Source organism: Catellatospora methionotrophica, assembly GCF_011297335.1.
GTDB lineage: Bacteria > Actinomycetota > Actinomycetes > Mycobacteriales > Micromonosporaceae > Catellatospora > Catellatospora methionotrophica.
On the sequence record NZ_JAAOTJ010000010.1, the window covers coordinates 1 to 26,395 of the forward strand.

Below are 26,395 nucleotides of genomic sequence, written 5' to 3' on the forward strand. Positions count from 1 at the left end.
GATAGAGTTACGGCGGTCATGGCGGAGGGGAAACGCCCGGTAACATTCCGAACCCGGAAGCTAAGCCCTCCAGCGCCGATGGTACTGCAACGGGGACGTTGTGGGAGAGTAGGACACCGCCGGACAAACGTTCCATACGAGGGCCACCCCGCGAGGGGTAGGCCCTCGTATGCGTTGTGCCGCCGATTCACGGCGGCATCAGGAAGGATGTACCCGTGAACTCGAGTTCCAACGACAAGCCCGGACAGGACTCGTCCGGCCAGGCCGGCCGCGGAGGCGGCGGGTCTCGCTCCGAAAAGGGCGGGTACGACCGTTCTCACGGCAAGCGTGAGGGTTTCCGGCGCGACGGCGACCGCGCCCGTGGTTTCGACGGCGGCTACGAGAAGCCGCGCGGCGCCGGTGAGCGTGGCGCACCTCGTACCGGCGGCGACGACCGCGGCGGTTTCCGCGCCGGCGGCGAGCGCCGTGAGGGCGGCTTCCGCAGCAGTGGTGCAGGCGACCGCACCGGTGGCGACCGCGGCGGGTTCCGTGGCGGTGACCGGGACCGTGGTGCGGGTGGCGATCGTGGTGGTTTCTCCCGCGGTGGCGACCGGCCCAGCTATGGCGACCGTTCCGGCGGCAGCCGTGAAGGCAGTGGCGGCGGGTTCCGTTCCGGTGGCGCCGATCGTGGTGGGTTCTCCCGCGGTGGCGACCGTCCGAGCTACGGCGACCGTCCCGGTGGCAGCCGTGAAGGCGGCTTCCGCAGCGCCGGTGACCGTACCGGTGGTGACCGTGGCGGCTTCCGCAGTGGCGGAGCTTCCGGTGGCAGCCGCGAGGGTGGCTTCCGCTCGGGCAGCGGTGACCGCACCGGTGGCAGCCGTGAGGGCGGGTTCCGCTCCGGTGGCGACCGCCGTGAAGGTGGCTTCCGCAGTGGTGGCGGCGACCGTCCGAGTTACGGCGACCGTTCGGGTGGCAGCCGTGAGGGTGGTTTCCGCAGTGGTGGCGACCGTGCCGGTGGCGACCGTGGTGGTTTCCGTTCCGGTGGTGACCGTCCGAGCTACGGCGACCGTTCCGGTGGCAGCCGCGAGGGCGGTTTCCGCTCCGGTGGCGACCGTGAGCGCTTCGGCGGCGGCGACCACCGTGAAGGCGGTTTCCGTTCCGGCGGCGACCGTCCGAGCTACGGCGACCGTTCCGGTGGCAGCCGTGAAGGCGGCTTCCGCAGTGGCGGCGACAGCCGTGGCGGCGACAGCCGTGAGGGTGGCTTCCGTTCCGGCGGCGACCGTCGCGAGGGCGGTTTCCGCAGCGACCGCCCCAGTTCGGGCGACCGTTCCGGTGGCAGCCGCGAGGGCGGTTTCCGCAGTGGCGGTGCCGGTGGTGACCGTGGTGGTTTCCGCAGCGGCGGCGACCGTCCGAGTTACGGCGACCGTTCGGGTGGCAGCCGTGAGGGTGGCTTCCGCAGTGGTGGCGACCGTGCCGGTGGTGACCGTGGTGGTTTCCGCAGCGGCGGCGACCGTCCGAGCTACGGCGACCGTTCCGGTGGCAGCCGTGAGGGTGGCTTCCGCAGTGGCGGCGACAGCCGTACCGGTGGTGACCGTCCGAGCTACGGCGACCGTTCCGGTGGCAGCCGCGAGGGCGGCTTCCGCCGTCCGTCCGATGACCGCGGTGGTTACCGCAGCGGCGGTTTCGGCGACCGTACCGGTGGCAGCCGTGAAGGCGGCTTCCGTGGCGGTGACCGGGACCGTGCCGGTGGCGACCGTCGTGAGGGTGGCTTCCGCAGCGACCGTCCCAACTCCGGGGGCAGCCGCGAGGGCGGCTTCCGCAGTGGCGACAGCCGTGGCGGCGACAGCCGTGAGGGTGGCTTCCGTTCCGGCGGCGGCGACCGCGCCGGGTTCTCCGGCGGCGACCGGCCCGCGTCCGGCGACCGTCGTGAGGGTGGTTTCCGCAGCGGTGCGGGCGAGCGCGCCGGTGGCGAGCGCCGCGAGGGCGGCTTCCGCAGTGGTGGCGACGACCGTGGCGCTGCCCGTGAGGGTGGCTTCCGTGGCGGTGACCGGGACCGTGCCGGTGCCGACCGCCGTGAGGGCGGTTTCAGCGGTGGCGACCGTGAGCGGCCCGCCGCGAGCCGCGAGGGCGAGCAGACCCGCGAATTCGAGGGTACGGGTCGACCCGGCCCCGAGCTGCCGGACAGCATCACGGCCGCGGACCTCGACAACGACGTGCGCGCCGAGCTGCTGTCGCTGGCCAAGCCGGTCGCGGAGACCGTCGCGCGGCACCTGGTCGCGACCGGTCAGCTGATCGACGACGACCCGGAGAAGGCGCTGGAGCACGCGCTGGCCGCCCGCCGGCTGGCGTCGCGCATCGCCGTCGTCCGTGAGGCCGTCGGCCTGGCCGCGTACCAGTCGGGTGACTGGGCCAGCGCGATCGCGGAGATCCGTACGTACCACCGGATGACCGGGCGGCAGACGCACCTGGCCGTGCTGGCCGACTGCGAGCGCGCGCTGGGCCGTCCGGAGAAGGCGATCGACCTGTTCCGGGGTGTCGAGCGCGACAAGCTGAGCCAGGGCGAGGCCCTGGAGCTGCTGATCGTGGCCGCGGGCGCGCGGGGTGACATGGGCCAGCACGAGGCCGCTGCGGCGATGCTGCAGGTGCGGGAGCTGACCATGGAGTCCAGCGAGGACTGGTCGCCGCGGCTGCGGTACGCGTACGCCGATTCGCTGCTGGCGTCGGGTCGTACCGAGGAGGCGCGGGAGTGGTTCGCGAAGGCGGCCGCCGCCGACTCCGACGCGGTGACCGACGCGGCCGAGCGGCTGCTCGAACTCGACGGCGTGGAGATCGAGGACGAGGACGAGGGCGACGACGAGTCCGCCGACCGTGCCCGTCCCGCCTCGGCTGAGGCCTCCGACACCGACTCCGACACCGACTCCGACTCGGATTCCGACGACGATGACGATGACGATGAGGACTACGACGACGAGGATGACGACGACCTCGACGATGACGAGGACGACGACCTCGACGACGACGACGATGACGAGGACGACGACGACCTCGACGAGGACGACGACGAAGATGAGGGTCGTGACGGCGGCGAGGACGACGACCTCGCGGACTCCGATGAGAAGCCCGCGCCCGCTGCCGGCGAGACCCCTGCCACGAAGGCGGAAGCAGACAAGTGACATCGCTCGTCGAGAAGTATGACCTGGTCATATTCGATCTCGACGGCGTGCTTTACCTCATCGACCGCCCCATTCCCGGGGCGGTCGATGCGTTGGCACGCCTCAGGGATCAGGGCATGGCCGTACGGTTCGCGACCAACAACGCCTCGCGTCGCGCGGCCGAGGTCGCGGCGCTGCTGCGGGGCATGGGCATCGCTGCCACGCCGCAGGAGGTGCTGACGTCGGCCGGTGCCGCCGCGGCGCTGCTGGCGCAGCGGCTGGAGCCGGGCGCGCCGGTGCTGGTGTTGGGCGCGCCCGCGCTGCGTGGCGAGGTGACCGACGTGGGGCTGCGGCCGGTGGACAGCGCCGACGACAACCCCCGCGCGGTCGTCCAGGGTTTCGGCCCTGACCTGGGCTGGAAGCAGCTGGCGGAGGCGTGCGTGGCGATCCGGGCCGGGGCGTGGTGGGTGGCGACGAACACCGACCGCACCCTGCCGACGCTGCGCGGGCCGTTGCCGGGCAACGGTTCCCTGGTCGCGCTGCTGGCGCACGCCCTGGAGCGGGAGCCCGACGTGGTGGTGGGCAAGCCCGAGCCGGGCCTGTTCGCGACCGCGGCGGCGCAGGCGTCCGCGCGGCGGGCGCTGGTGGTCGGCGACCGGCTGGACACCGACATCGCCGGTGCGCACCGTGCCGGAATGGACAGCCTGCTGGTGCTGACCGGGGTTTCGACGGCTGTCGAGGCGGCCGCGGCGAGCGGGGCACTGCGTCCGACATACGTGTCGGCGGATCTGGGGGGCCTGTTCACGGCACCTGCGGTTCCGGCACTGTAGCGTTGGTCCGCGAAACGGTACGGGGCGCTGTCGGCGCCGCGTACCGGACATCAGTCGGTAGGAGAGGTGGCGACCGCTGTGGCGAGCAAGTCGGGCGAACCGATGCAGGACGTGGTGAAGGCGTACCTGGAGCTGGCCTTCGGGCTGACCGAGGCGTCGAAGAAGAAGGCGGAGAAGACCGTCAAGAAGGCGGCGAAGGGTCTGCTCGGCAAGGGCGGCGCGACCGCGGCGCAGCTGCAGACCGTGGCGGAGGAGCTGGTCTCCACCGGTCTACAGAACCGTGAGGCGATCACCCGCATCGTGCGCCTGGAGCTCGACCGTGCGCTCGGCCGGGTCGGTCTGGCCACCGCCGAGGAGGTCGCGACGCTGACCGCCCGCATCGAGGACCTCGAAGGCCAGCTGCGCGACGCCAGGGCCGACACCCGGCCCGCGTCCGCCGCTGCCACGGCAGCCGGCAACGGCACCTCGGGCAGCAACGGCACCTCCGGCAGCAATGGCACCTCCGGCAGCAACGGCACGTCCGGCAGCAACGGCACGTCGGGCAGCAACGGCACCGCGACGGCCGTGGCGACCCCGGTCGCGAAGAAGGCCGTGGCCAAGAAGACGGTCGCTCCGGCGCAGGCCACCGGCCCGGCGAAGCCCGCCGCGCCTGCCGCACCGGCTGAGGCCACCAGCCCCGCGAAGCCTGCCGCATCCGCTGAGGCCGCATCCGCACCGGCCGACGCCGCCGGCGAACCAGCCGCGACGGCGGAGCCCGTCACGACCACGCCCGCCGCGGTCGCCAAGCGTGTCAAGAAGGCCGCGCCCGTGGTGAAGGCAGCCCCGGCGAAGAAGGCGGCAGCACGGAAGACGGCCGCCGTGGCGGCCGAGCCCGCCACCGACGCCCCGATCAAGGGTGCCGCGGCGGCCCGCAAGCCGGGCCAGGCCGTGGCGAAGAAGGCGCCGGTCAAGGCCGTGGCCGCCAAGGGTGTCACCGTGACGGACGCCACCAAGGCGATCGCCGCCCACGAGCCGGTCGCCGCGGTCGCGTTCAGCGATGCTCCGGACGTGCCGGTGGCCGCGAAGAAGGCTCCCGGCAAGAAGGCCGCCGCCAAGAAGGCTTCCGCGCGCAGGGCGGCCGGCGCGTGACCTCACCGCAGCTGCCGCTGTCGTTCTCGCCGTCGGTGCCGGGACCTCGTCCGATGCCGTCCCCGGCGACGCTGATGCCCGGCCCGACCGGCCACCACGCGGTCGACGCCGCGGTGCGGGGGGTGGCCAACGCCACCGACCTGCCGCTGGCAGAGCAGCTGGCGGCGTACGAGGCGGCGCACAAGACGTTGCGGGAAGTCCTGACCGCGATCGAGGCCTGAGGCACATGGCACGTCGTACGCGCCTGGACGCGGAACTGGTCCGACGCGGGCTGGCCCGCTCCCGCGAGCAGGCCGGTGAGCTGATCGCCGCGGGCCGGGTCGAGGTCAGGGGTTCCGTGGCGCACAAGGCCGCGGCCATGGTCGACCCGGCCGACGCGGTGCGGGTCGTCGGTGAGCCCACCGGCGAGGAGTATGTCTCCCGGGGCGGGCACAAGCTGGCCGGGGCGCTGGCCGCGTTCATGCCGCGCGGGCTGGCCGTGACCGGTCGCCGCTGCCTGGACGCGGGCGCCTCGACCGGCGGCTTCACCGACGTGCTGCTGCGCAACGGGGTGGCCGAGGTCGCCGCCGTGGACGTGGGCTACGGCCAGCTGGCGTGGTCGCTGCGGACCGACGAGCGGGTCAAGGTGTACGAGCGCACCAACGTGCGCACGCTCACCCCTGAGGCGATCGGCGGCGTGGTCGAGCTGACCGTGGCCGACCTGTCTTTCATCTCGCTGCGGCTGGTGCTGCCCGCGCTGGCCGCGTGCACCGACGGCGACCTGGTGCTGATGGTCAAGCCGCAGTTCGAGGTCGGCAAGGAGCGCGTCGGCACCGGCGGCGTGGTCCGCGACCCGGCTCTGCGCGCCGAGGCGGTGCTGGACGTCGCCGCCGCGGCGGGCACGCTCGGGCTGGGCGTGGCCGGGGTGACGGCGAGCCCGCTGCCGGGCCCGTCGGGCAATGTGGAGTTCTTCGTATGGTTCCGGCGTGACGCCCCAGCCCCCGCGGTGGACGACATCCGCACCGTGGTGGAGGCTGGGGTGCCGAACGCACTCGACACGGAGGACTGAATGGCGGAGCGCGTGGCGCTGCTGGTCACCCATACCGGCCGCAAGGATTCCACCGATCACGCCCGCACCGTCGCGCGGGACCTGATCACGGCGGGGTTCAGCGTGCGGGTGGTGGCCGAGGAGGCCGAGGACCTCGGACTGTCCGGGGTCGCGCCGATGTCCGGCGCGTGTGCCGCCCAGGGTGCGGAGATCGTGTTCGCGCTGGGCGGCGACGGGACCCTGCTGCGGGCGGCGGAGCTGGCCCGTCCGGCGGGTGTGCCGCTGCTGGGCATCAACCTCGGCAAGGTCGGCTTCCTGGCCGAGGCCGAGATCGCCGACCTGGACACCGCCGTGCGTGACGTGGTCGCCCGCGACTACAGCGTCGAGGAGCGGCTGACCATCGACGTCACCGCGGAGCTGGCCGGTGAGGTCATCGCCGAGTCGTGGGCGCTCAACGAGGTCAGCGTCGAGAAAGGCAGCCGCGAGCGCATGCTCGAACTGCTGGTCGACGTCGACGGCCGCCCGCTGTCGCGCTACGGCTGCGACGGTGTGGTGTGCGCCACCCCGACCGGTTCGACGGCGTACGCGTTCTCGGCGGGCGGGCCCGTGGTGTGGCCGCGGGTGGAGGCGCTGCTGCTGGTGCCGATCAGCGCCCACGCGCTGTTCAGCCGCCCGCTGGTCGTAGCGCCGGACTCGACGATCCAGATCACGGTCGACCCGTACACCGAGCAGGCGGTGTTGAGCTGCGACAGCCGCCGGGTGTTCGCGCTGCCGCCGGGTGCGCGGGTCACGGTGCGGCGCGGCGTGCTGCCGGTGCGTGTGGCGCGGCTGCGGCCGCAGCCGTTCACCGACCGGCTGGTGGCCAAGTTCGGGCTGCCGGTCGAGGGCTGGCGCGCGCACGGCCAGCGGCACGCGACCGGCCACTGACGGGGTGAATCCGGGGCGTTCATGGTGGGTAACGTCCCCATATCGGCAGGCCCGACGGCGGCCCGGCGTGACACTGTCGGAGGTGCGGGCTACTGTCATCTGCTGTGCTGGAAGAGTTGCGTATCACCGGTCTCGGCGTGATCGAGGACACCACCCTCCCGCTGACCCGTGGCATGAATGTCATCACCGGTGAGACCGGTGCCGGCAAGACCATGGTCGTCACCGGGCTGGGGCTGCTGTTCGGCGGGCGTGCTGACGCCGGCCGTGTGCGAGCCGACCCGGGCCGGGCCACCGTCGAAGGCCGGCTGCGGCTGACGGGCAGCGCGGCCAGTGCCGTGGCCGCCCGCGTCGCCGACGCCGGGGCCGAGGGCGACGACGACGGCACGCTGCTGATGAGCCGCACCGTCACCGTCGAGGGCCGGTCCAAGGCCCACGTGGGCGGGCGCACCGTGCCGGTGTCGCTGCTCAGCGACGTCGGGGAGCTGGTCGTCGCCGTGCACGGCCAGTCCGACCAGCTGCGCCTGCTGCGCCCGGCCGAGCAGCGCGGCTCGCTGGACCGGTTCGCCGGGCCCGAGCACGAGAAGCTGCTCGTCGAGTTCAAGGAGCTGTTCGGCCGCTGGCGCGGCGTCGCCGACGACCTGGCCGACCGCCGGGCCAACGCGCGCACCCGGGCCCAGGAGGCCGATCTGCTGCGCCTCGGCCTCGACGAGATCACGCGGGTCGACCCGCAGCAGGGCGAGGACGAGGAGCTGCGCGCCGACGCCCAGCGCCTGGAGCACGCCGAGGGCCTGCGCACCGCCGCGCACATCGCGCACCATGCGATCGCCGGCGGCGGCGAGACCGACAGCGAGGACGCGACCAGCCTCGTCGGCACCGCGCGGCGCACCCTGGAGTCGCAGTCCAGCGTGGACGCGAAGCTGGGGGAGTACGCCGCCCGCCTGGAGGAGGCCGCGTCGCTGCTCGGCGACGTCTCCGTCGAACTGTCGACGTACCTGGCCAGCCTGGATGCCGACCCGGCCCGGCTGCAGCAGATCTACGAGCGCCGCGCCGCGCTGCGCTCGCTGACCCGCAAGTACGCCGACGACGTCGACGGCGTCATCGCCTGGGCCGACAACGCCAAGGCCCGCCTGGCCGCACTGGACACCTCCGACGAGCTGCTCGACGAGCTGGAGCGGGAGATGAACCGGCTCGCCGGCGAGGTCGCCGAGCTGGCCGCGAAGCTGCGCGCGGCACGGGTGGAGGCCGCCGGCCGCTTCGCCGACAAGGTCACCGTCGAGCTGGCGGGCCTGGCCATGCCGCACTCGCGCATCTCGGTGCTGGTCGTGCCCCGCCCCGCCGGTGACATCAGCCTCGTCGTCGACGGCGTCGCGTCCGGGATCACCCCCGACGGCGCCGACGACATCGAGCTGCGCCTGCTGGCGCACCCCGGCGCACCCGCGCTGCCGCTGCAGAAGGGTGCGTCCGGCGGTGAGCTGTCCCGGGTGATGCTCGCCATCGAGGTCGTCTTCGCCGGTGTCGGCGGCCCGCCGACGCTGGTCTTCGACGAGGTCGACTCGGGTGTCGGCGGCCGTGCCGCGGTCGAGATCGGACGTCGCCTGGCCCGCCTGGCGCGTAACCACCAGGTGCTGGTCGTCACGCACCTGCCGCAGGTCGCCGCGTTCGCCGACCGCCACCTGGTGGTGGCCAAGGACACCGGCGGCGCGATCACCACCAGCGGCGTACGCGTCGTCGAGGAGACCGAGCGGGCCCGTGAACTGGCCCGCATGCTGGCCGGTCTGCCCGACTCCGACCTGGGCATCGCCCACGCCGAGGAGCTGCTGGCCGTAGCGGCCCGCGAACGCACCTCCTGACCCCGTACCCACCGCCGAGGGCGGTGCGCCCACACCCGTGGCGCGCGCCGCCCTCGTCGTCTGTCACGGCGGCCTCCGATGTCATCGACGCTGGCCTATTACATCGATTATTTTGAGCTCAAATTCGATGTAATAGGCCAGCGTCGATGCGAAGCGGGGGATTGGCGGGCGGGCGGGGCGGGTGGGGGTGTGGGTGTGGGGGGTGTCGGGTCAGTGTTGTTGGCCTAGTTCGAGGGCGACTACGCCGGCGGCGACGAGGGCCAGGCCGAGGACCTGGAGCCAGCTGAAGCGGTCCTGGAAGAAGACGACGCCGGCCAGGGCGACCAGGGCGACGCCGATGCCCGCCCAGATGCCGTACGCCAGGCCGAGGGCCATGCCGCGCTTGAGCACCTGGCTCAATAGTGCGAACGCGGTGATGTACCCCACGACCACCACGACGGACGGCAACACCTTGGTGAAGCCTGCGGACGCCCGCAGGCACACGGTCGCGACGACTTCGGCGAGGATGGCTCCGGCGAGCATGAGGTAGATCACGAGGCTCACTGTAAGCGTCGATCTTGGAGGTCGGCGCGAGCGGCGCGATGCGGTTACCGTTGACGGCGCGCGAGGTTTCAGACATCACAATTCAGCCCGTATGGGCCGATCAAGGGGTGTCGTACGCGCCAATACCGGACTGACATGCCAGGATGGCTGCGATGCGTCTTCCCACCTTGCGCCGGACCCGGCCCGCCGAACCGGGGATCCTGACCGGCACCGCACGGCTCGACCGCCGGACCAAACGTCTGGTCGGCCGACTGCGCCCTGGCGAGATCGCCGTGATCGATCACGTCGACATCGACCGGGTCGCCGCCGACTCCCTGGTGGCCGTGGGGGTGGCGGCGGTGCTCAACGCCAAGCCCTCCATCTCGGGCCGCTACCCCAACCTAGGTCCCCAGGTGCTGGTCGAGGCCGGCATCACCCTGCTCGACGATCTCGGCGAGGGGGTGTTCCAGCAGATCCGCGAGGGCGACTCGGTCCGGGTCGAGGGCAACACCGTCTTCGTCCGCGGTGAGCCGGTGGCGCACGGGGTGCGCCAGGACGCCGACTCCATCTCCAAGGCCATGCTCGACGCCCGCGAGGGTCTGTCGGTGCAGCTGGAGGCGTTCGCCGCGAACACCATGGAGTACCTCAAGCAGGAGCGGGAGCTGCTGCTCGACGGTGTCGGCGTGCCCGAGATCAAGACTCAGATCTCCGGCCGGCACTGCCTGATCGTGGTGCGCGGCTACGACTACAAGGCCGATCTCGACGTGCTGCGGCCCTACATCCGCGAGTTCAAGCCGGTGCTGATCGGTGTGGACGGTGGCGCGGACGCGCTGGTCGAGGCGGGCTACACGCCCGACATGATCATCGGTGACATGGACTCGGTGACCGACGACGTGCTGCGCTGCGGTGCCGAGGTGGTCGTGCACGCCTATCCCGACGGCCGGGCTCCGGGTCTGGACCGGGTGCACCAGCTCGGTGTGTCGGGGATCACCTTCCCGGCGGCGGCGACGAGCGAGGACATCGCGATGCTGCTGGCCGACGAGAAGGGCGCGACCCTGATCGTGGCGGTCGGCACCCACGCGACGCTGGTCGAGTTTCTGGACAAGGGCCGCGGGGGCATGGCTTCGACGTTCCTCACCCGGCTGCGGGTGGGTGGCAAGCTCGTCGACGCCAAGGGTGTGAGCCGGCTCTACCGGCAGAGCATTTCAGGTTCCTCGTTGCTTTTGCTGGTATTGTCCGCCATCGCGGCTATGGCCGCGGCTGTCGCCGTGTCCACGGTCGGCAAGGCCTACCTGTCGCTGGCCGCGGAGTGGTGGGACGACGTGATGTTCCATCTGCAGCGGCTGTTCTAGGAACCCGGACGATCAAGAGGCTCTGACGTGATCAACTTTAGGTACCACGTGGTGTCCATGACGGCGGTGTTCCTCGCGCTGGCGATCGGGCTGGTCGTCGGCACCGCCGCGCTCAACGGCCCGGCGGCGGACGCCCTCGAGAAGAACGTCAACGCGCTGCGGGCGACCAACTCGCAGCTGCGTGACCAGGTCACCGGCCTGCGCGACCAGGCCAACCGCGAGGAGCAGTTCGTCACCGAGGCCGCGCCGATCCTGCTGAACGGCAAGCTCACCAACCGCCGGGTGCTGCTGCTGGTGCTGCCCTCGGGCCGCGACCAGGTCGAGGGCGTCGAGAACATCCTCAAGACCGCCGGAGCCAAGATCGCGGGCACCGTCGAGCTGACCGACAAGTTCTTCAACCCCGACAACAGCGTCGAACTGCTCGACCTGGAGAACAAGGCCGAGCCGGCCAGCGTGCCGACCACGGCCATCCCGGCCAACAGCGACGGCGTCGAGTCGTCCAGCGCGCTGCTGGCCGCGGTGCTGCTGGACCGCAGCCCGGCCGTGCCCGCGCCGGACCGCGCCGCGGTGCTCGCCGCGTACAGCAAGCTCGGCTACCTGACCACCAGTGGGGCCGTGACCGGGCCCGCCGAGGCGGTCGTCCTGGTCAGCGGCTCGCCGTACACCGACAGCCAGGCTGCGGGCAAGAACGCCTCCGTGGTCACCACCGCGGTGCAGTTCGACCACGCCGGGGTCGCGGTCGTCGGCGGCGTGCTCGGCGGTGAGGGCAACCTCATGATCGAGGTACGCGACGACGCCACCCTCGCCAAGACCATCTCGACCGTCGACAACGCCGAGACGGTGCAGGGGCAGGTCGCCGCGGCGCTGGCGCTGTACGAGCAGTTCTCCGACAGCAAGGCGGGCCACTACGGCGTCGGGCCCAACGCCAGCGCGCTGCTGCCGCAGTTGCAGAAGTGAGCTGACGTGGGATTGCTCGCCAGAGCGGCACTGATCGGCCTGGGCGCTTACGGCGCCCGGGCCGCACTGCGTGTGGTGCGCGACCAGCCCCGGGCCAGGGAGTTGGAGCGCACGAACTTCAGGGGGCGCACGCTGACCCTGGCCGGCGGTCCCGCGCTGGCGGTCTCCGCGAGCGTCACCAGTGCCCTCGGCGCGGGTGACCCCCGTACGGCGGCCGCCGCGCTGGCGGCGGGACTGTCCGGCGGCGCGGTCGGGCTGTACGACGACGTGGTCGGCGCACGCCCCGACCAGAAGGCCGACAAGGGCTTCCGTGGACACCTGCGGGCGCTACGCGAAGGCCGCGTCACCAGCGGCCTGGTCAAGATCGCCGGAGTGGGCGCGGGTGCGCTCGCCGCTGCCGCGCTGCTGCCGAACCGCCACGAGCGGGGCAGGCTCGGCCGGGCGGCCGAGGTGGCGCTGGGCGCGGGCGTGATCGCGGGCAGTGCGAACCTGATGAACCTGTTCGACCTGCGCCCCGGCCGGGCGCTCAAGGTCGGTGTGCTGGTCGGCGCACCGCTGACCGCGACCCGTGCGGGCGGCCTGGCCGCCGGTCCGGTGGGCGCGAGCGTGGGCCTGCTGCCCGCCGACCTGGGTGAAGAGATCATGCTCGGCGACTCGGGCGCGAACGCGCTCGGCGCACTGCTCGGGGTCAGCGCGACCGCGCGCACCGGCCTGTTCGGCCGCGCCGTCCTGCTCGCGGGCATCGCCGCGCTGACCGCCGCCAGCGAGAAGGTCAGCTTCACCAAGGTCATCGAACGCACCCCGGTGCTCCGCGAGATCGACGCCTGGGGCCGCATCCCGGCTGCCAGGCCGACCGGTGGCACGCCGACCGGCATCATCGCGGCGGCCAAGCCGACCGATCACACGCCGACCGGCATCATCGCGGCGGCCACGCCGACCGATCACACGCCGACCGGTGGCACGCCCAGCGGCCTGGGTCCGGATGAGACTGACCACAGTGGTACAGCGGACGTCGTTCCGGCTGACGGGCCCGGCGGCGGTGTCGTGCACTCGGCGATCGCGCCGCGACCGGCCGTGCGGGAGACCGCCGCGCCCTTGCCCTTGTTCACGGGCGGGACGGCGGGCGAGCCGATGACCCCCACTGGTGAGGAAGCCGTCAAACCGAAGACGGCCAGGAAGGCGGTCCGGGCTGTCCCGGCAGCCCCCGCTGACGAGGCGGCGACCGTCGCGGAGGCGGTGGAGGCCGAGCACGCCACGGATGCGGCCCCGGCCGCCGACAAGCCGAAGCCACGAGCACGGGCGCCGCGCCGTACCGCTTCATGACCGTGACCGCTGACGACAGGGCCTCGGTCGCCGCGGGGACCGGCCCGGCCGCGGCCCGGATCGCGGGCGCCGCGACGCTGATCGCGCTGCTGACCGTGCTGAGCCGGGTGGCCGGATTCGGCCGCACCCTGGTGTTCTCGCAGACCGTCGGCGACGGCGGGCTCGGCGGCACGTACCTGGCCGTCAACACCATCCCCAACATCATCTTCGAGATCGTGGCAGGTGGGGCGCTGGCCGGGCTGGTCGTGCCGCTGCTGGCCGGGCCGCTGGCGGCCGGGGACCGCGAGCAGGTGCGCCGTACCGTGTCCGCGCTGCTGACCTGGGCGCTGGTGGCGCTGATCCCGCTGGCCGCGCTGCTGTGGCTGGCCGCCGACCCCGTGGTGACGCTGCTGCAGTCCACGGCGACCCCGGAGTTGCACGAGGCGGGCGTGTCGATGCTGCGGGTGTTCGCGCCGCAGGTGCCGCTGTACGGCATCGGCATCGTGCTCACCGGCGTGCTGCACGCCCACCGCCGGTTCGCCTGGCCGGTGCTCGCACCGCTGCTGTCCAGCCTGACCGTGATCGGCGCGTACCTGCTGTTCGCCGCGGAGGCCGGGTCCGATCCGCTGCCGGGCACGGTCAGCGCGGGTGAGCTGGCGATCCTGTCGGTCGGCACCACCCTGGGCGTGGTCGTGCTGACCCTGTGCCTGATCGTACCGGTGAGCCGCCTGGGCCTGGGGCTGCGGCCGGTGTTGCGGGTCGAGCCCGCGCAGCGGCGGCGGATGAGCTCGCTGGCGCTGGCGGGCGCGGCCACCGTGGTGGCCCAGCAGGTCGCGCTGCTGGTCGCGATCATCCTGGCCGGGCGGGTCGTGCCGGCCGGGGACGCGGCGTCGGCCAACGCGCTCTACAACTTCGCGATGACGCTGTACCTGCTGCCCTGGGCGGTGCTCGCGGTGCCCGCCGCGACGGCCGCGTACCCGGCGATCGCGACCGCGTTCGCCACCGCCGACCACGGCGCGCTGCGGCTCACGGTCGCCCGGACGAGCCGCGCGGTGCTGCTGCTCAGCGGGCTCGGCGCGGCCGGGCTGGCCGCGGTCGCCGCGCCCGCGTCGGCGTTCCTGACCGAGGGCGAGGGCACCGGGGCGCTGACCACGGCCGTGCTGGCGTTCGCGCCCGGCCTGCTCGGCTACGGGCTGGCCGCCCTGCACCAGCGGACCCTGTATGCCGTGGGCGCGAACCGGCTCGCCGCACTCGGGGTCAGTGGCGGCTGGGCGGTCACCCTGGTCAGCGCGGTGATCCTGGCGGCGGTGCTGCCGGACGGGCAACGGGCGGCGGCGCTGGGCGCGGCGAACTCCCTCGGCATGATCGTGATGGCGGTGCTGCTGGCCGTGGCGGTCCGGGCCCGTACGGGTGGTAGCTCCCTGACCGGCCTGTTCCGTGCCGGGCTGGCCGCTTGCGCGGCGGGGCTGGCCGGTGCCGTGGCCGGGGTGGAGGCGGGCCGGGCGGTCGTCTCCGGGACCCCAGGCATCATGGGTCTGGTCGGACAGGGCATGCTGTCCGGTGGCGTGTCGCTCGTCGTCTTCCTGATCGTGTGTGCCCTGCTCGACCTGCCGGACCTGCGTCCGCTGCTCGAGCGGCTGAGCCGCCGACGCGGATGACCGGGCGGACGCGGCGGGCGAGGGCAGGAGGACCGTTGACCACGGGGACGGAATGGACCGGCAGCGTGGTGCTGCTGCTCGCCTCCAGCACGGGCGGCATCGGCCAGCATGTGGCCGCGCTGGCCGAGGGGCTTAGCCGGGCCGGGTGCGAGGTGACCGTCTGCGGTCCCGCCTCGACCGAGCAGCAGTTCCACTTCACCGACCGCGGCGCGCGCTTCCACCCCGTCGAGATCCCCGCCGAACTGCATCCCAGTGACATGCGGGCGGTACGCACACTGCGCGCGTTCCTGGCCGCCCAGCGCCCCGACGTCGTGCACGCGCACGGCCTGCGCGCCGGGCTCGCCGCAGCGCTGTCCCGCCCGCCGTGCCCGCTCGTGACGACCTGGCACAACGCCCCGCTGCGAGCCGGGCTGCGCGGCCGGGTGCACACCCTGGTCGAGCGGATCGTGGCGCGGTCGTCCGCGGTCACCCTCGGCGCGTCCAGCGACCTGGTCGCGCGGGCACACGCGGTCGGCGCGAGCGACGCCCGGCTGGCCCCGGTGGCCGCCCCCCGACTGCGCCGCAGCCGCCGCACCAGGGCCGCCGTACGCGCCGGGCTCGGCCTGGCCGACAGCGTGCCGCTGGTGCTGTCCGTGGGGCGGCTGCACCCGCAGAAGGCGTACGACATGCTCGTGGCCGTCGCCGCCCGCTGGCGGGACATGTCCCCGGTGCCGCGGGTGCTGATCGCCGGCGAGGGCCCGGCCTACCTCGACCTCGCCGCCCAGATCTCGCAGCTGCGGGCCCCGGTCACCCTGCTCGGGCACCGCACCGACATCGGCGACCTGATCGCCGCCGCCGACCTGGGCGTGGTCACCAGCGTCTGGGAGGCGCGCCAGCTGTTCGCGCAGGAGGCGCTCACCGGGGGACTGCCGCTGGTCGCCACCTCCGTCGGCGGCATCCCCGAACTGGTCGGCGACGGCGCGCACCTGATCGAGCCGAGCGACCCCGACGGGCTGGACAGCGCGGTGCGCAAGCTGCTCGGCGACGGGCAGGCGCGGGCCCGGCTCGGCGAGCGCGGCCAGACCCAGGCCGCCACCTGGCCCGACGAGCAGGCCAGCATCGACGGCGTGCGCGCCGTGTACGCCGAGCTGGCCGCCCCGAACCGTGCGGAGCTCCCCTGATGCTCCGTCGGCCGGTTCCCCTCCCCACGGCCCTCCTGTTGACCCTGCTGGCGCTGCTCGGCCTCGCCGTGCCGCTGGCCGGGACGCTGTTCGCGGCGCCCGCGGCGGCGGCCGGGCCGGTCGAGGACGACGAGGCCGACTACGTGGTCATCGCCGGTGCGGCCGGGCTGCGCTGGGACGACATCGACGCCGACCGGACCCCGAACCTGTGGAAGCTGGCCGAGCGCGGCTCGATCGGCTCGCTGTCGACCCGGTCCGCGCATACGCCCACCTGCCCGGCCGACGGCTGGCTGACCCTGGGCGCGGGCAACCTGGCCGAGCGGACCGGCGTCGGCGAGAAGCCCGCCGACGGGCAGGTAGAGCCCAACCCCGACCTGCCCGTGCAGTGCGAGAAGCTGGACGTGGCGATCGAGCGCCCGGACGCGGTCGGGGCGTACCTGCCCGACCAGGAGGCGGTCGTGGAGCGCCAGCGCGAGCTGCCGTACGGCACCGTGCCCGGGGCGCTGGCCGAGTCGGTGCGCTGCACGACCGCGGTCGGTGAGGGCGCGGCGGTCGCGGCGGCGCGCTCGTTCGGCCGGGTCGACCGGTACCACCCCGCGCTGCCCGCGGCGAAGGAGGCGAAGAAGGCGCTCAGCGAGTGCCTGCTCACCATCGTCGACCTGGGTGCGATCGACGGGCGCACCCCGGCGCAGCGGCTGCGCCAGGCGGCCGCCGCCGACAAGCAGCTCGGCCAGCTGCTCGCGGCCCGCCCGAAGAACTCGACGCTGCTGGTCGCCGGGGTCGCCGACACCGAGGCCAGTTCCCGGCTGCACGCGGTCATCGCCGACGGCAAGGGCTGGGAGGGCGGCTACCTGACGTCGGCGTCCACCGGCCGCGCCGGATACCTGCAGCTGGTCGACCTGGCGCCGACGGCGCTGAACCTGCTGGGCCGCGACGTGCCCAAGCGGATCATGGTCGGTCACCCGGCGGTGCTGACCGACGGGCGCCCGGCCGACCTGGACCAGGCGACCGCCGCGGGCACCGACGCCGACCGGCGCGCGGCCGCCTCGCGTACCGTGTCGGCCTGGTTCTTCTGGCTGCTGGCGCTGGTGCAGATCGGCCTGTTCACGGCCGTGGTGCCGCTACTGCGGCGCAGTTACCGCCATGCCGGGCCGACGGGGCCCAGCTCGCCCCCACCGCGCCTGGTGAGCCTGCTGGAGGTGCTGCTGACCGGGGCCTCGCTGGCGCTGCCCGCCGCGCTGATCGCCGGGGTGGTGCCGTGGTGGCGCTTCGGCCGCCGCGGACTGATCTTCGGCCTGGTCACGGCCGGTATCACCCTGGTCCTCACCGTCGTCACGGTCCGGCTGCCGGTGTACCGCAGACGCACCCTCGGCCCGGTCGGCGTGGTCGCCGCGATCGCCGCCGCCGTCGTCGGCATCGACCTGATCACCGGCGCGCGGCTGCAGCTCAACGGCGTGGCCGGGTACTCGGTGCTGGAAGGCACCCGGTATGCGGGCATCGGCATGGTCGGCATGGGCGTGTTCTTCGCCGGGGTGCTGCTGACCGCCGGCACGCTGGCCCAGCTCGTGCCGCAGCGCAACCGCCCGGGCCTGGTCGCCGCGATCGGCGCGGCCGGCGTGCTGCTGGTCGGCATCCCCGCGCTCGGCGCGGACGCGGGCGGCGCGGTCGCGCTGACCGCGGGGGTATGCCTGACCGCCGCGCTGTGCCCCGGCGGCTGGCTCACCTTCCGGCGGCTCGCCCTGGCCATGCTCGCCGGGCTGGCCGCGACCGTGGTGTTCGCGCTGATCGACGTACGCCAGCCGGTGGACCAGCAGGGCAGTCTGGGCCGTTTCCTCACCCAGCTCTCCGACGGCACCTCCGGCCCGACCCTGGCCCGCCTCGGCGGCGCGAACCGGATCGCGCTGTTCACCAGCCCGCTGACCGTGCTGGCACTGGTCTCGGCGGTGTTCCTGTGGGTGGTGCTGATGCGCCCGTGGGGCGGCCTGAAGCGGCTGTACGGCATCTACCCGCCCATCCGGGCGGCGGTGGCCGGGCTGTGGCTCGCCTCGATCGTGGGTGGCCTGCTGGGCGGCGCGGCCCTCAACGTGATGGGCGCGGCGGCCGCCACGGCGGTCCCGATCCTCACGCTGGGCGCGATGCGGGTGCTCGGCCACGCCGCGGACCGCACCCGGATCTCCGAGGACACGCCTACCGCTCCCGCGACGATGGGCGACGACCCGGCCGCGACCCAGCCCCCGGCCCTGCGGGTCGCCACGCCGGAGGCGGCGTCGTCGCCCGCGCCGGTGAGCGGCGACACCCCCGAAGCGGTTTCGGGGCCGTAGCCCGCAGGTGAACGCGGGACCCGTGTTAGGGTGAAACCCCGTGGTAGCAGCGCGGACGACCAAGCATATTTTCGTTACGGGGGGCGTCGCCTCCTCACTGGGCAAAGGCCTGACGGCCTCCTCCCTCGGCACTCTTCTCACCGCTCGCGGTCTGCGGGTGGTCATGCAGAAGCTCGACCCCTATCTCAACGTCGACCCTGGCACGATGAACCCGTTCCAGCACGGCGAGGTGTTCGTCACCGAGGACGGCGCCGAGACCGATCTCGACGTGGGGCACTACGAGCGTTTCCTCAACCGTGACCTGTCGGCCAAGGCCAACGTCACCACGGGACAGATCTACTCGGCGGTGATCGCCAAGGAGCGGCGCGGCGAGTATCTGGGCGACACCGTCCAGGTCATCCCGCACATCACCAACGAGATCAAGTCCCGGATCCGGGCCATGGCCGAGCCGGACGAGCACGGCCGCACCCCCGATGTGGTGATCACCGAGGTCGGCGGCACGGTCGGCGACATCGAGTCGCTGCCGTTCCTGGAGTCGATCCGGCAGATCCGCCACGACGTGGGCCGGGACAACTGCTTCTACCTGCACGTCTCGCTGGTGCCGTACCTGGCGCCGTCGGGCGAGCTGAAGACGAAGCCGACCCAGCACTCGGTGGCCGCCCTGCGCAACATCGGCATCCAGCCCGACGCGCTGGTCTGCCGCTCCGACCGGGAGATCCCCGCCGGGATGAAGAGCAAGCTGGCGCTGTACTGCGACGTCGACGCCGAAGCCGTCGTCTCCGCCCCGGACGCGCCGAGCATCTACGACATCCCCAAGGTCCTCCACCGGGAGGGCCTGGACGCGTACGTGGTGCGGCGGCTGGGCCTGTCGTTCCGTGACGTCGACTGGTCGGCCTGGGACGACCTGCTGGAGCGGGTGCACCACCCGGTCCACGAGGTCACCATCGCGCTGGTCGGCAAGTACATCGACCTGCCGGACGCGTACCTGTCGGTGTCCGAGGCGATCCGGGCGGCCGGGTTCGGCCACCGGGCCAAGGTGAAGCTGAAGTGGGTGCCCAGCGACGACTGCCAGACCGCCGAGGGCGCGGCCAAGGCGCTCGCGCATGTCGACGGCGTCGTGATCCCGGGCGGCTTCGGCGTGCGCGGCATCGAGGGCAAGATCGGCGCGGTGAAGTACGCCCGGGAGAACCGCATCCCGACCCTGGGACTGTGCCTGGGCCTGCAGACCATGGCCATCGAGGTGGCCCGGCACGTGGCCGGGGTGGTCAAGGCCAGCTCGCTGGAGTTCGACGAGCAGACCCCGGACCCGATCATCTCGACGATGGCCGACCAGGAGGACATCGTCGCGGGCAAGGGCGACCTCGGCGGCACCATGCGGCTGGGCGCCTACCCGGCGAAGCTGACACCCGGCTCGATCGTGGCCGAGGTGTACGGCGCGACCGAGGTCAGCGAGCGGCACCGGCACCGGTACGAGGTCAACAACGCCTACCGGCCCGCGCTGACCAAGGCCGGGCTGCACATCTCCGGCACGTCGCCGGACGGCAGGCTGGTCGAGTTCGTCGAGCTGGACCGCGAGCTGCACCCGTACTTCGTGGCCACCCAGGCGCACCCGGAGCTCAAGAGCCGCCCGACACACCCGCACCCGCTGTTCTCGGGTCTGGTCGGAGCGGCGATCGCCTATGCTCAGGCCGACCAGCTGCCCGGCGTGGCGGACGCGGCCGAGCCGGTGGCCGCCAAGCGCTGACCCGGCCGGACAACCGAACAACCACGCTGGTCGCAGGCACTGCCTGCGGCCAGCGTCGTCTTGCAGGACAGGAGATCGTGTGTACGAGGTCGTCGGCAGCACCGAGCGGTTCAAGGGGCACATCTTCCGGGTCGTCACCGATCGGGTGACGATGCCCGGGGGAGAGGTCGCGGGGCGGGACGTGGTACGCCACGTCGGCGCGGTCGGGGTCGTCGCACTGGACGAGCAGGGCCGCGTGGTGCTGGTCCGCCAGTACCGGCACCCGGTCGGCCGCTACCTGTGGGAGCTGCCCGCCGGCCTGATCGACGTGCAGGGCGAGGGCCTGGCCGCCGCGGCGCTGCGCGAGCTGGCCGAGGAGGCCGACCTGACCGCGGGCCGCGTCGACCTGCTGGTGGACATGTTCACCACCCCCGGCTGCTCGGACGAGATGATCCGGGTCTTCCTGGCCCGCGACCTGGCCGAGATCCCGCAGCACGAGCGGCACGTGCGCACCGAGGAGGAGGCCGACATGACGGTCGACCGGGTCCCCCTCGACGAGGCGCTGGCCATGGTCTTCGACGGCCGGATCAGCAACGGACCCGCCGTCGGAGGGCTGCTCGCCGCCGCTCGCGCCCGTGACACGGACTTCAAGGACCTCCGTCCCGCCGACGCGCCCCTGCCACCCCGGTGAGGGCTGGGCGGTAAGAGGCAATTATCCGATTCAGCACTATCCTTGGTGGTACCGCAGGGCGGTGGGGTGCCGTGTTGACACCATGTCAAGTCGAGCAGTCATCGGCTGTCATCCTGTCAGGCACTGGGGCCTGTTTTCCGGGCCTAGACTGCCGCCGCGGGGGGTAGACCAGCGGCAACGGCGCCGTTCGGCCCCCTCGCACAGCGCAGGATCGAGGAAGGTGCAGTCGTGAAGGTCGGTATCCCCCGCGAGGTCAAGAACCACGAGTACCGGGTGGCGATCACCCCGGCGGGCGTACACGAGTTCGTCCGCAACGGACACGACGTCGTCATCGAGACCGGCGCCGGGCTCGGCTCGTCCATCACCGACGCGGAGTACGTCGCCGCCGGTGCGACCATCCTGTCCACCGCGGACGAGGTGTGGGCCGGTGCCGAGCTGATCCTCAAGGTCAAGGAGCCCATCGCCGAGGAGTACCACCGGATGCGCGAGGGGCAGGTGCTGTTCACCTACCTGCACCTGGCCGCGTCCAAGGAGTGCACCGACGCGCTGATGACCCAGAAGGTCACCGGCATCGCGTACGAGACGGTGGAGACCGCCGACCGCGCCCTGCCGCTGCTGGCCCCGATGAGCGAGGTGGCCGGACGGCTCGCCCCGCAGGTCGGCGCGTACCACCTGATGCGTTTCGCGGGCGGCCGGGGCGTGCTGCCCGGCGGCGTGCCCGGCGTGCGCCCGGCCAAGGCCGTCGTCATCGGCGCGGGCGTGTCCGGCATGAACGCCGCCACCATCGCCCACGGCCTGGCCTTCGAGGTCACCGTCCTGGACAAGAACATCAAGAAGCTGCGCGAGGTCGACCAGCAGTTCCACGGCCAGGTCCGCACGGTCATGTCGAACGCGTTCGAGCTGGAGCAGGCGGTGCTGGAGGCCGACCTGGTCGTCGGCGCGGTCCTGGTGCCCGGCGCGAAGGCCCCGACGCTGATCAGCAACGAGCTGGTGAGCCGGATGAAGCCGGGCAGCGTGCTCGTCGACATCTCGATCGACCAGGGCGGCTGCTTCGAGGACTCGCACCCGACCACGCACGCCAACCCGGTCTACAAGGTGCACGAGTCGATCTTCTACTGCGTGGCGAACATGCCCGGCGCGGTCCCGCACACCAGCACCTACGCGCTGACCAACGTGACCCTGCCGTACGCCGTCGAGCTGGCCAACTACGGCTGGCAGGAGGCGCTGCGCCGCGACCCCGCCCTGAAGCTGGGCCTGAACACCCACGCGGGCGAGATCACCTACGGCCCGGTGGCCGAGGCGCACGGCCTCACCGCCGTGGACGTCGACTCGCTGCTCTGAGCAGTGCTTTCCTGATGCCGGTGGCGCTGGAGCGTCACCGGCATCATGCTGTTCACAGCGCGCGCCCGCCCGGTCCGGCCGGTCTGCGTAAGACACGCCGAGCCGTGGCGGCACACCGGCGTGGTCGGTGACGTACAGTCGGACGACGACGACGACACCAGGCGGCCGGTCGGGGAGCTGGCGGTCCACCCACGACGGTGCCTCATCCGGCCGGTCGGATGTCGTCGGGAAGGGCGTAGCGGAGATGGCAGGCAACGGGCGCGCGGAGGCATGGACCTCGACGCTGCGGGCAGAACAGTCCCGCCTCGACCTCGGCGCTGACCTGGGTCCGGCCGATCCGTCGGCCTACACCGCCCGCAAGGAGATCCCCGAGCCGATGCCGACCGATCGGCACGGTCCCTCCCGGATCATCGCGATGGCGAACCAGAAGGGCGGCGTGGGCAAGACCACGACGACCATCAACCTGGGGGCCGCCCTGGCCGAGTACGGCCGCAAGGTGCTGCTCGTCGACTTCGACCCGCAGGGCGCGCTGTCCGTCGGCCTCGGCGTCAACCCGCACAACCTCGACCTGTCGATCTACAACCTGCTCATGCAGGACGACGTCACCGCCGAGGACGTCATCATCAAGACCGACGTCGCCGGGCTGCACCTGCTGCCCGCCAACATCGACCTGTCGGCCGCCGAGATCCAGCTCGTCAACGAGGTCGCCCGCGAGATGGCGCTGGCCCGGGTGCTGAAGTCGGTGCGCAAGGAGTACGACTACATCCTCATCGACTGCCAGCCGTCGCTGGGCCTGCTGGCCATCAACGCCCTCACCGTCGCGCACGGCGTGCTCATCCCGCTGGAGTGCGAGTTCTTCAGCCTGCGCGGCGTCGCGCTGCTGCTGGACACCATCGACAAGGTGCGCGAGCGGCTCAACTTCGACCTGGAACTCGAAGGCATCCTGGCCACCATGTACGACAGCCGCACCACCCACTGCCGCCAGGTGCTGCAGCGCGTGGTCGAGGCGTTCGGCGACAAGGTGTACCAGACCGTGATCACCAAGACGGTGAAGTTCCCGGAGTCGACCGTGGCCGGCGCCCCGATCACGTCGCTGGATCCCGCCTCGTCGGGCGCCCGCAACTACCGGCAGCTCGCACGCGAGGTCATCGCCGCCGAGGCCGCCCGCAGGTGACCTCGGCCCACCGGCGTGCGCCGGTGAACTGAGCTGCTGGGATACTGGCGACGTGAGCGATCCCGTGGTGACGGCCGACCCGGCCGGAGAGCAGTCGGCTGAACCTGCCGGTTCAGGCCGCTTCACCGTGCGGCTCACCAACTTCGAGGGCCCGTTCGACCTGCTGCTGCAGCTCATCGGCAAGCACAAACTCGACGTCACCGAGGTCGCGCTGCACCGGGTGACCGACGACTTCATCGCCCACATCCGCGCCATGGGCAAGGAATGGGACCTCGACGAGGCCAGCGAGTTCCTGGTCATCGCGGCCACCCTGCTCGACCTGAAGGCCGCCCGGCTGCTGCCCGCCGCCCAGGTCGAGAACGAGGAGGACCTCGCCCTGCTGGAGGCCCGCGACCTGCTGTTCGCCCGGCTGCTGCAGTACCGCGCGTTCAAGCAGGCGGCCGCGTTCATCGCCGACCTGGAGACCACCGGCGGACGCCGCTGGCCTCGGTCGGTCGCGCTGGAGGAGCGGTACGCCCAGGCGCTGCCCGACCTGATCGTGGGCATCGGGGTGGACCGGCTGGCCAAGCTGGCGCTCAAGGCGTTCACGCCCAAGGCCGCCCCGCCGCTGGTCTCCGTCGCGCACATCCACCAGGTCCGGGTCAGCGTCCGTGAGCACGCCGAGATGCTGCGCAACCGCCTGTTCGAACTCGGCAGCGCGACGTTCAGCCTGCTCACCGAGGACTGCGAGAACACCCTGGAGGTGGTCGCCCGCTTCCTCGCCCTGCTGGAGCTGTATCGCGAGGGACTGGTCGGCTTCGATCAGGAGCTGGCGCTGGGTGAACTGACCGTGCACTGGACCGGTGGCGAGACGGCCGCGGGCGACCTCGCGGTCGACGACTACGACGGCGACGACGAGGCCAAGCAGGCCCTGGCCGCCGAGGTCCCCGACAGCGCCGCACCCGACGGCGACCTCGACGACGACGACCTTGACGACGACCTCGACGACGACGATGACTCTGACGACGAGGATCCTGACGACGGAGATCTTGCCGACGAGCGGGATGAGGACCCGGCCGAGCCGGGTACGCAGCAGACGGCCGACGAAGCCGAGATCTCGGTGGGCCAGCCGGGCAAGGGTGGGGGAGCAGACGACGATGACTGACAACGAGTCCCTGGAACAACAGGCCGCATCCTGGGTTCCCCCCTGGGCCCGTACCCCCGCCCCCGAAGAGGGCAAGGGCTCCTTCCTGACGGATTCCGTCGAGGAAGGGCACCTTCCCATCGCGGAGGCAGACCCGGACGCGGAGCGCTCGCTGGACGCTGGCCCGGCGGAGGAGTCACCGGCTGCCGACAGCCCGCTCGACTGCGGACCTGACGACCTGGCCGGACCCCTGGACGCGGACGGCTTGGAAACGTATGCGCCCGCAGCCGACGAGCCGGACGCTGAGGACCCGCACGCCGCCCAACCCGACGCCAGCGAACCCGACGCCGGCGAACCCGACGCCGGCGAACCCGACGCCGGCGAACCCGACGCCGGCGAACCCGACGCCGGCGAACCCGACGCCGGCGAACCTGCCTTCAGCGAGGCTGTGGCCGGCGAACCTGCCTTCAGCGAGGCTCTGGCCGGCGAACCTGCATCCAGAGAAGCTGAGGCCCCGGTCGAGGAGCTGACGCTGGACCAGGCGGTGGACCTGGCCGTGGCGGATGTCGTGGTCGTGCCGGTGCCTGCCGCGCACGGCGGGCCGGTCGCCGAGGACGAGGCTGCGGACGAGGCCGAGGACGTCGCCGAGATCGCGGTGGTCGAGGATCTCGCCGAGGCGCTGGGCCTGGACGGCTCGGCGGCCGCTCGGGCGTTCGACGTCGACGGGGCGGACGACAGCGGCGAGGCCGCCGTCGCGTACGCCGGATCGAAGCTCGCGACCCCGCCCCCCGGCCTGGCCGAAGCCGACCTCGTGCCGACCCTCGAAGCGATCCTGCTGGTCGTCGACGAGCCGGTCAGCGAGCTGACCCTCGCCGAGGTGCTGGACGTGCCCGCCGAGCTGATCGCGGGCACGCTGATCGACCTGTCGGCCTCCTACACCCGGCAGAACCGCGGTTTCGACCTGCGCCGCGCCGCCGGTGGCTGGCGGCTCTACACCCGTGCCGAGTTCGCCCCGTACGTGGAGCGGTTCGTGCTGGACGGGCAGCAGTTGCGGCTCACCCAGGCCTCCCTGGAGACCCTGGCGGTGGTCGCGTACAAGCAGCCGGTGACGCGTTCGCGGATTTCCGCTATCCGGGGCGTCAACTGCGACGGCGTCATCCGTACCCTGGTCACCCGGGGCATGATCGAGGAGTGCGGCACCGAGCCCGAGTCGGGCGCCTTCCTCTACCGCACCACCAGCCTGTTCCTGGAGAAGCTGGGCCTCGATTCCGTCGGCCAGCTCCCGCCGCTGGCCCCGTTCCTACCTGACAACGTCGAGGAGATCGCTGATGAGCAGCGCTGAAGTACGCACTGAGGGCGCTGAGAGGCTGCAGAAGGTCATGGCCCAGGCCGGGGTCGCCTCCCGCCGGGCCAGCGAGGACCTGATCGCCGCGCGGCGGGTCACCGTCAACGGCAAGGTCGCCAAGCTGGGCGACAAGGCCGACCCGCTCGTCGACGTCATCCACGTCGACGGCCAGCGCATCGTCACCGACGCGAACCTGGTCTACCTGGCCATGAACAAGCCGCGTGGCGTGGTCTCGACGATGGCCGACGACAAGGGCCGCGAGGCGGTCGCCGACTACATCGGCAACATCACGGCCCGGGTTTACCACGTGGGCCGGCTCGACGCCGACTCCGAGGGCCTGCTGCTGCTCACCAACGACGGCAACCTGGCCCACAAGCTGATGCACCCGTCGTACGAGGTGCCCAAGACGTACCTGGTCGAGGTCGTGGGCCCGCTGCCGCGGGTGGTCGGCCGTGAGCTGATGGCCGGGGTGGAGCTGGAGGACGGGCTCGCGCGGCTGGACGACTACCGCCTCAAGCAGGCGATCGACAAGCAGGCGCTGATCGAGGTCGTGCTGCACGAGGGCCGCAACCGCATCGTGCGGCGCATGTTCGACCACGTCGGCTTCCCGGTGCAGCGTCTGGTGCGTACCGCGATCGGCCCGATCAAGCTCGGTGACCTGAAGGCGGGCCGCCACCGCCGCCTCAACGCGGGCGAGATCGCCGCCCTGTTCAAGATCACCGATCGGAAGAACCGCGCCGCGGCCCAGGAGGACGTCATCCGCGAGGCCCCCGAGGTCTTCGAGGACTGACCGCCGCTCCGCCCCGCGCCGTCAATAGACGTTGGCCTATCTG

General features: G+C 72.5%; 18 protein-coding genes, 1 rRNA gene and 3 pseudogenes. 21 read left to right on the forward strand and 1 reads right to left on the reverse strand.

Annotation, left to right across the window (positions count from 1 at the left end):
• Positions 1-8: 8 nt before the first annotated feature.
• The 8 genes and pseudogenes from rrf to recN all read left to right on the forward strand — a co-directional run bounded on the left by rrf (position 9) and on the right by recN (position 8,893).
• Positions 9-125, forward strand: a 5S ribosomal RNA gene (gene rrf, locus HAV40_RS21860).
• A 90-nt stretch (positions 126-215) separates the two neighbouring features.
• On the forward strand, positions 216-3,152 hold the full coding sequence (locus HAV40_RS39225; protein ID WP_420837237.1) for a hypothetical protein: 2,937 nt from the start codon (positions 216-218) through the stop codon (positions 3,150-3,152).
• Positions 3,149-3,949 (forward strand): annotated as a pseudogene (locus tag HAV40_RS21880) (HAD-IIA family hydrolase); the annotation flags it as partial. The gene HAV40_RS39225 and the pseudogene HAV40_RS21880, both read left to right, overlap by 4 nt.
• A gap of 90 nt (positions 3,950-4,039) precedes the next feature.
• Complete coding sequence (locus HAV40_RS39105; RefSeq protein ID WP_203672140.1) at positions 4,040-5,089, forward strand: hypothetical protein; 1,050 nt, start codon at positions 4,040-4,042, stop codon at positions 5,087-5,089.
• Positions 5,086-5,310 (forward strand): hypothetical protein, encoded by a 225-nt coding sequence (locus HAV40_RS21890; RefSeq protein ID WP_166384182.1) that lies wholly within the window; start codon positions 5,086-5,088, stop codon positions 5,308-5,310. Before HAV40_RS39105 ends, HAV40_RS21890 begins: the two co-directional genes overlap by 4 nt.
• A 5-nt stretch (positions 5,311-5,315) precedes the next feature.
• Positions 5,316-6,137 (forward strand): TlyA family RNA methyltransferase, encoded by an 822-nt coding sequence (locus HAV40_RS21895; protein ID WP_166384186.1) that lies wholly within the window; start codon positions 5,316-5,318, stop codon positions 6,135-6,137.
• On the forward strand, positions 6,138-7,043 hold the full coding sequence (locus HAV40_RS21900; RefSeq protein ID WP_166384188.1) for an NAD kinase: 906 nt from the start codon (positions 6,138-6,140) through the stop codon (positions 7,041-7,043).
• Positions 7,044-7,147: 104 nt separating this feature from the next.
• The gene (gene recN, locus HAV40_RS21905; protein ID WP_166384190.1) at positions 7,148-8,893 is read left to right on the forward strand and encodes a DNA repair protein RecN; all 1,746 of its coding nucleotides are present in this window, start codon (positions 7,148-7,150) and stop codon (positions 8,891-8,893) included.
• 210 nt (positions 8,894-9,103) lie between these two features.
• Here the strand turns inward: recN and HAV40_RS21910 are convergent, their stop codons facing one another.
• The gene (locus tag HAV40_RS21910) at positions 9,104-9,427 is read right to left on the reverse strand and encodes a DMT family transporter (RefSeq protein ID WP_166384192.1); all 324 of its coding nucleotides are present in this window, start codon (positions 9,425-9,427) and stop codon (positions 9,104-9,106) included.
• Positions 9,428-9,588: 161 nt separating this feature from the next.
• Between HAV40_RS21910 and steA the strand changes: the two genes are divergently transcribed.
• From steA to HAV40_RS21975, 13 genes and pseudogenes are all read left to right on the forward strand, one after another.
• On the forward strand, positions 9,589-10,767 hold the full coding sequence (gene steA, locus HAV40_RS21915) for a putative cytokinetic ring protein SteA (protein ID WP_155391790.1): 1,179 nt from the start codon (positions 9,589-9,591) through the stop codon (positions 10,765-10,767).
• 27 nt (positions 10,768-10,794) lie between these two features.
• Entirely contained in the window at positions 10,795-11,724 is a 930-nt protein-coding gene (locus HAV40_RS21920) for a copper transporter (RefSeq protein WP_166384194.1), read from the forward strand.
• A gap of 6 nt (positions 11,725-11,730) precedes the next feature.
• Positions 11,731-12,558, forward strand: a pseudogene (locus HAV40_RS21925) (hypothetical protein); the annotation flags it as partial.
• Between the two features lie 485 nt (positions 12,559-13,043).
• On the forward strand, positions 13,044-14,684 hold the full coding sequence (gene murJ, locus HAV40_RS21930; protein WP_166384196.1) for a murein biosynthesis integral membrane protein MurJ: 1,641 nt from the start codon (positions 13,044-13,046) through the stop codon (positions 14,682-14,684).
• A pseudogene (locus HAV40_RS21935) lies at positions 14,681-15,878 on the forward strand (glycosyltransferase family 4 protein); the annotation flags it as partial. The gene murJ and the pseudogene HAV40_RS21935, both read left to right, overlap by 4 nt.
• The gene (locus tag HAV40_RS21940; protein ID WP_203672138.1) at positions 15,844-18,165 is read left to right on the forward strand and encodes a hypothetical protein; all 2,322 of its coding nucleotides are present in this window, start codon (positions 15,844-15,846) and stop codon (positions 18,163-18,165) included. The pseudogene HAV40_RS21935 and the gene HAV40_RS21940, both read left to right, overlap by 35 nt.
• A 40-nt stretch (positions 18,166-18,205) precedes the next feature.
• A complete protein-coding gene (locus HAV40_RS21945; protein ID WP_166384200.1) occupies positions 18,206-19,909 on the forward strand; it encodes a CTP synthase in 1,704 nt (567 codons plus the stop codon).
• A 79-nt stretch (positions 19,910-19,988) separates the two neighbouring features.
• Positions 19,989-20,579 (forward strand): NUDIX domain-containing protein, encoded by a 591-nt coding sequence (locus HAV40_RS21950; protein ID WP_239087027.1) that lies wholly within the window; start codon positions 19,989-19,991, stop codon positions 20,577-20,579.
• A 228-nt stretch (positions 20,580-20,807) separates the two neighbouring features.
• Positions 20,808-21,920, forward strand: coding sequence for an alanine dehydrogenase (gene ald, locus HAV40_RS21955; RefSeq protein ID WP_166384204.1), 1,113 nt, complete (start codon positions 20,808-20,810; stop codon positions 21,918-21,920).
• 244 nt (positions 21,921-22,164) lie between these two features.
• Positions 22,165-23,094 carry a ParA family protein gene (locus HAV40_RS21960; protein ID WP_166384206.1) on the forward strand — a complete coding sequence of 310 codons (930 nt, stop codon included), beginning with the start codon at positions 22,165-22,167 and terminating at the stop codon, positions 23,092-23,094.
• 52 nt (positions 23,095-23,146) lie between these two features.
• Complete coding sequence (locus HAV40_RS21965; RefSeq protein ID WP_166384208.1) at positions 23,147-24,238, forward strand: segregation and condensation protein A; 1,092 nt, start codon at positions 23,147-23,149, stop codon at positions 24,236-24,238.
• Entirely contained in the window at positions 24,231-25,559 is a 1,329-nt protein-coding gene (gene scpB / locus HAV40_RS39230) for an SMC-Scp complex subunit ScpB (RefSeq protein WP_166384210.1), read from the forward strand. Before HAV40_RS21965 ends, scpB begins: the two co-directional genes overlap by 8 nt.
• Positions 25,546-26,352, forward strand: a complete 807-nt coding sequence (locus tag HAV40_RS21975) for a pseudouridine synthase (RefSeq protein WP_166384212.1) — start codon at positions 25,546-25,548, stop codon at positions 26,350-26,352. Before scpB ends, HAV40_RS21975 begins: the two co-directional genes overlap by 14 nt.
• Positions 26,353-26,395 lie beyond the last annotated feature (43 nt).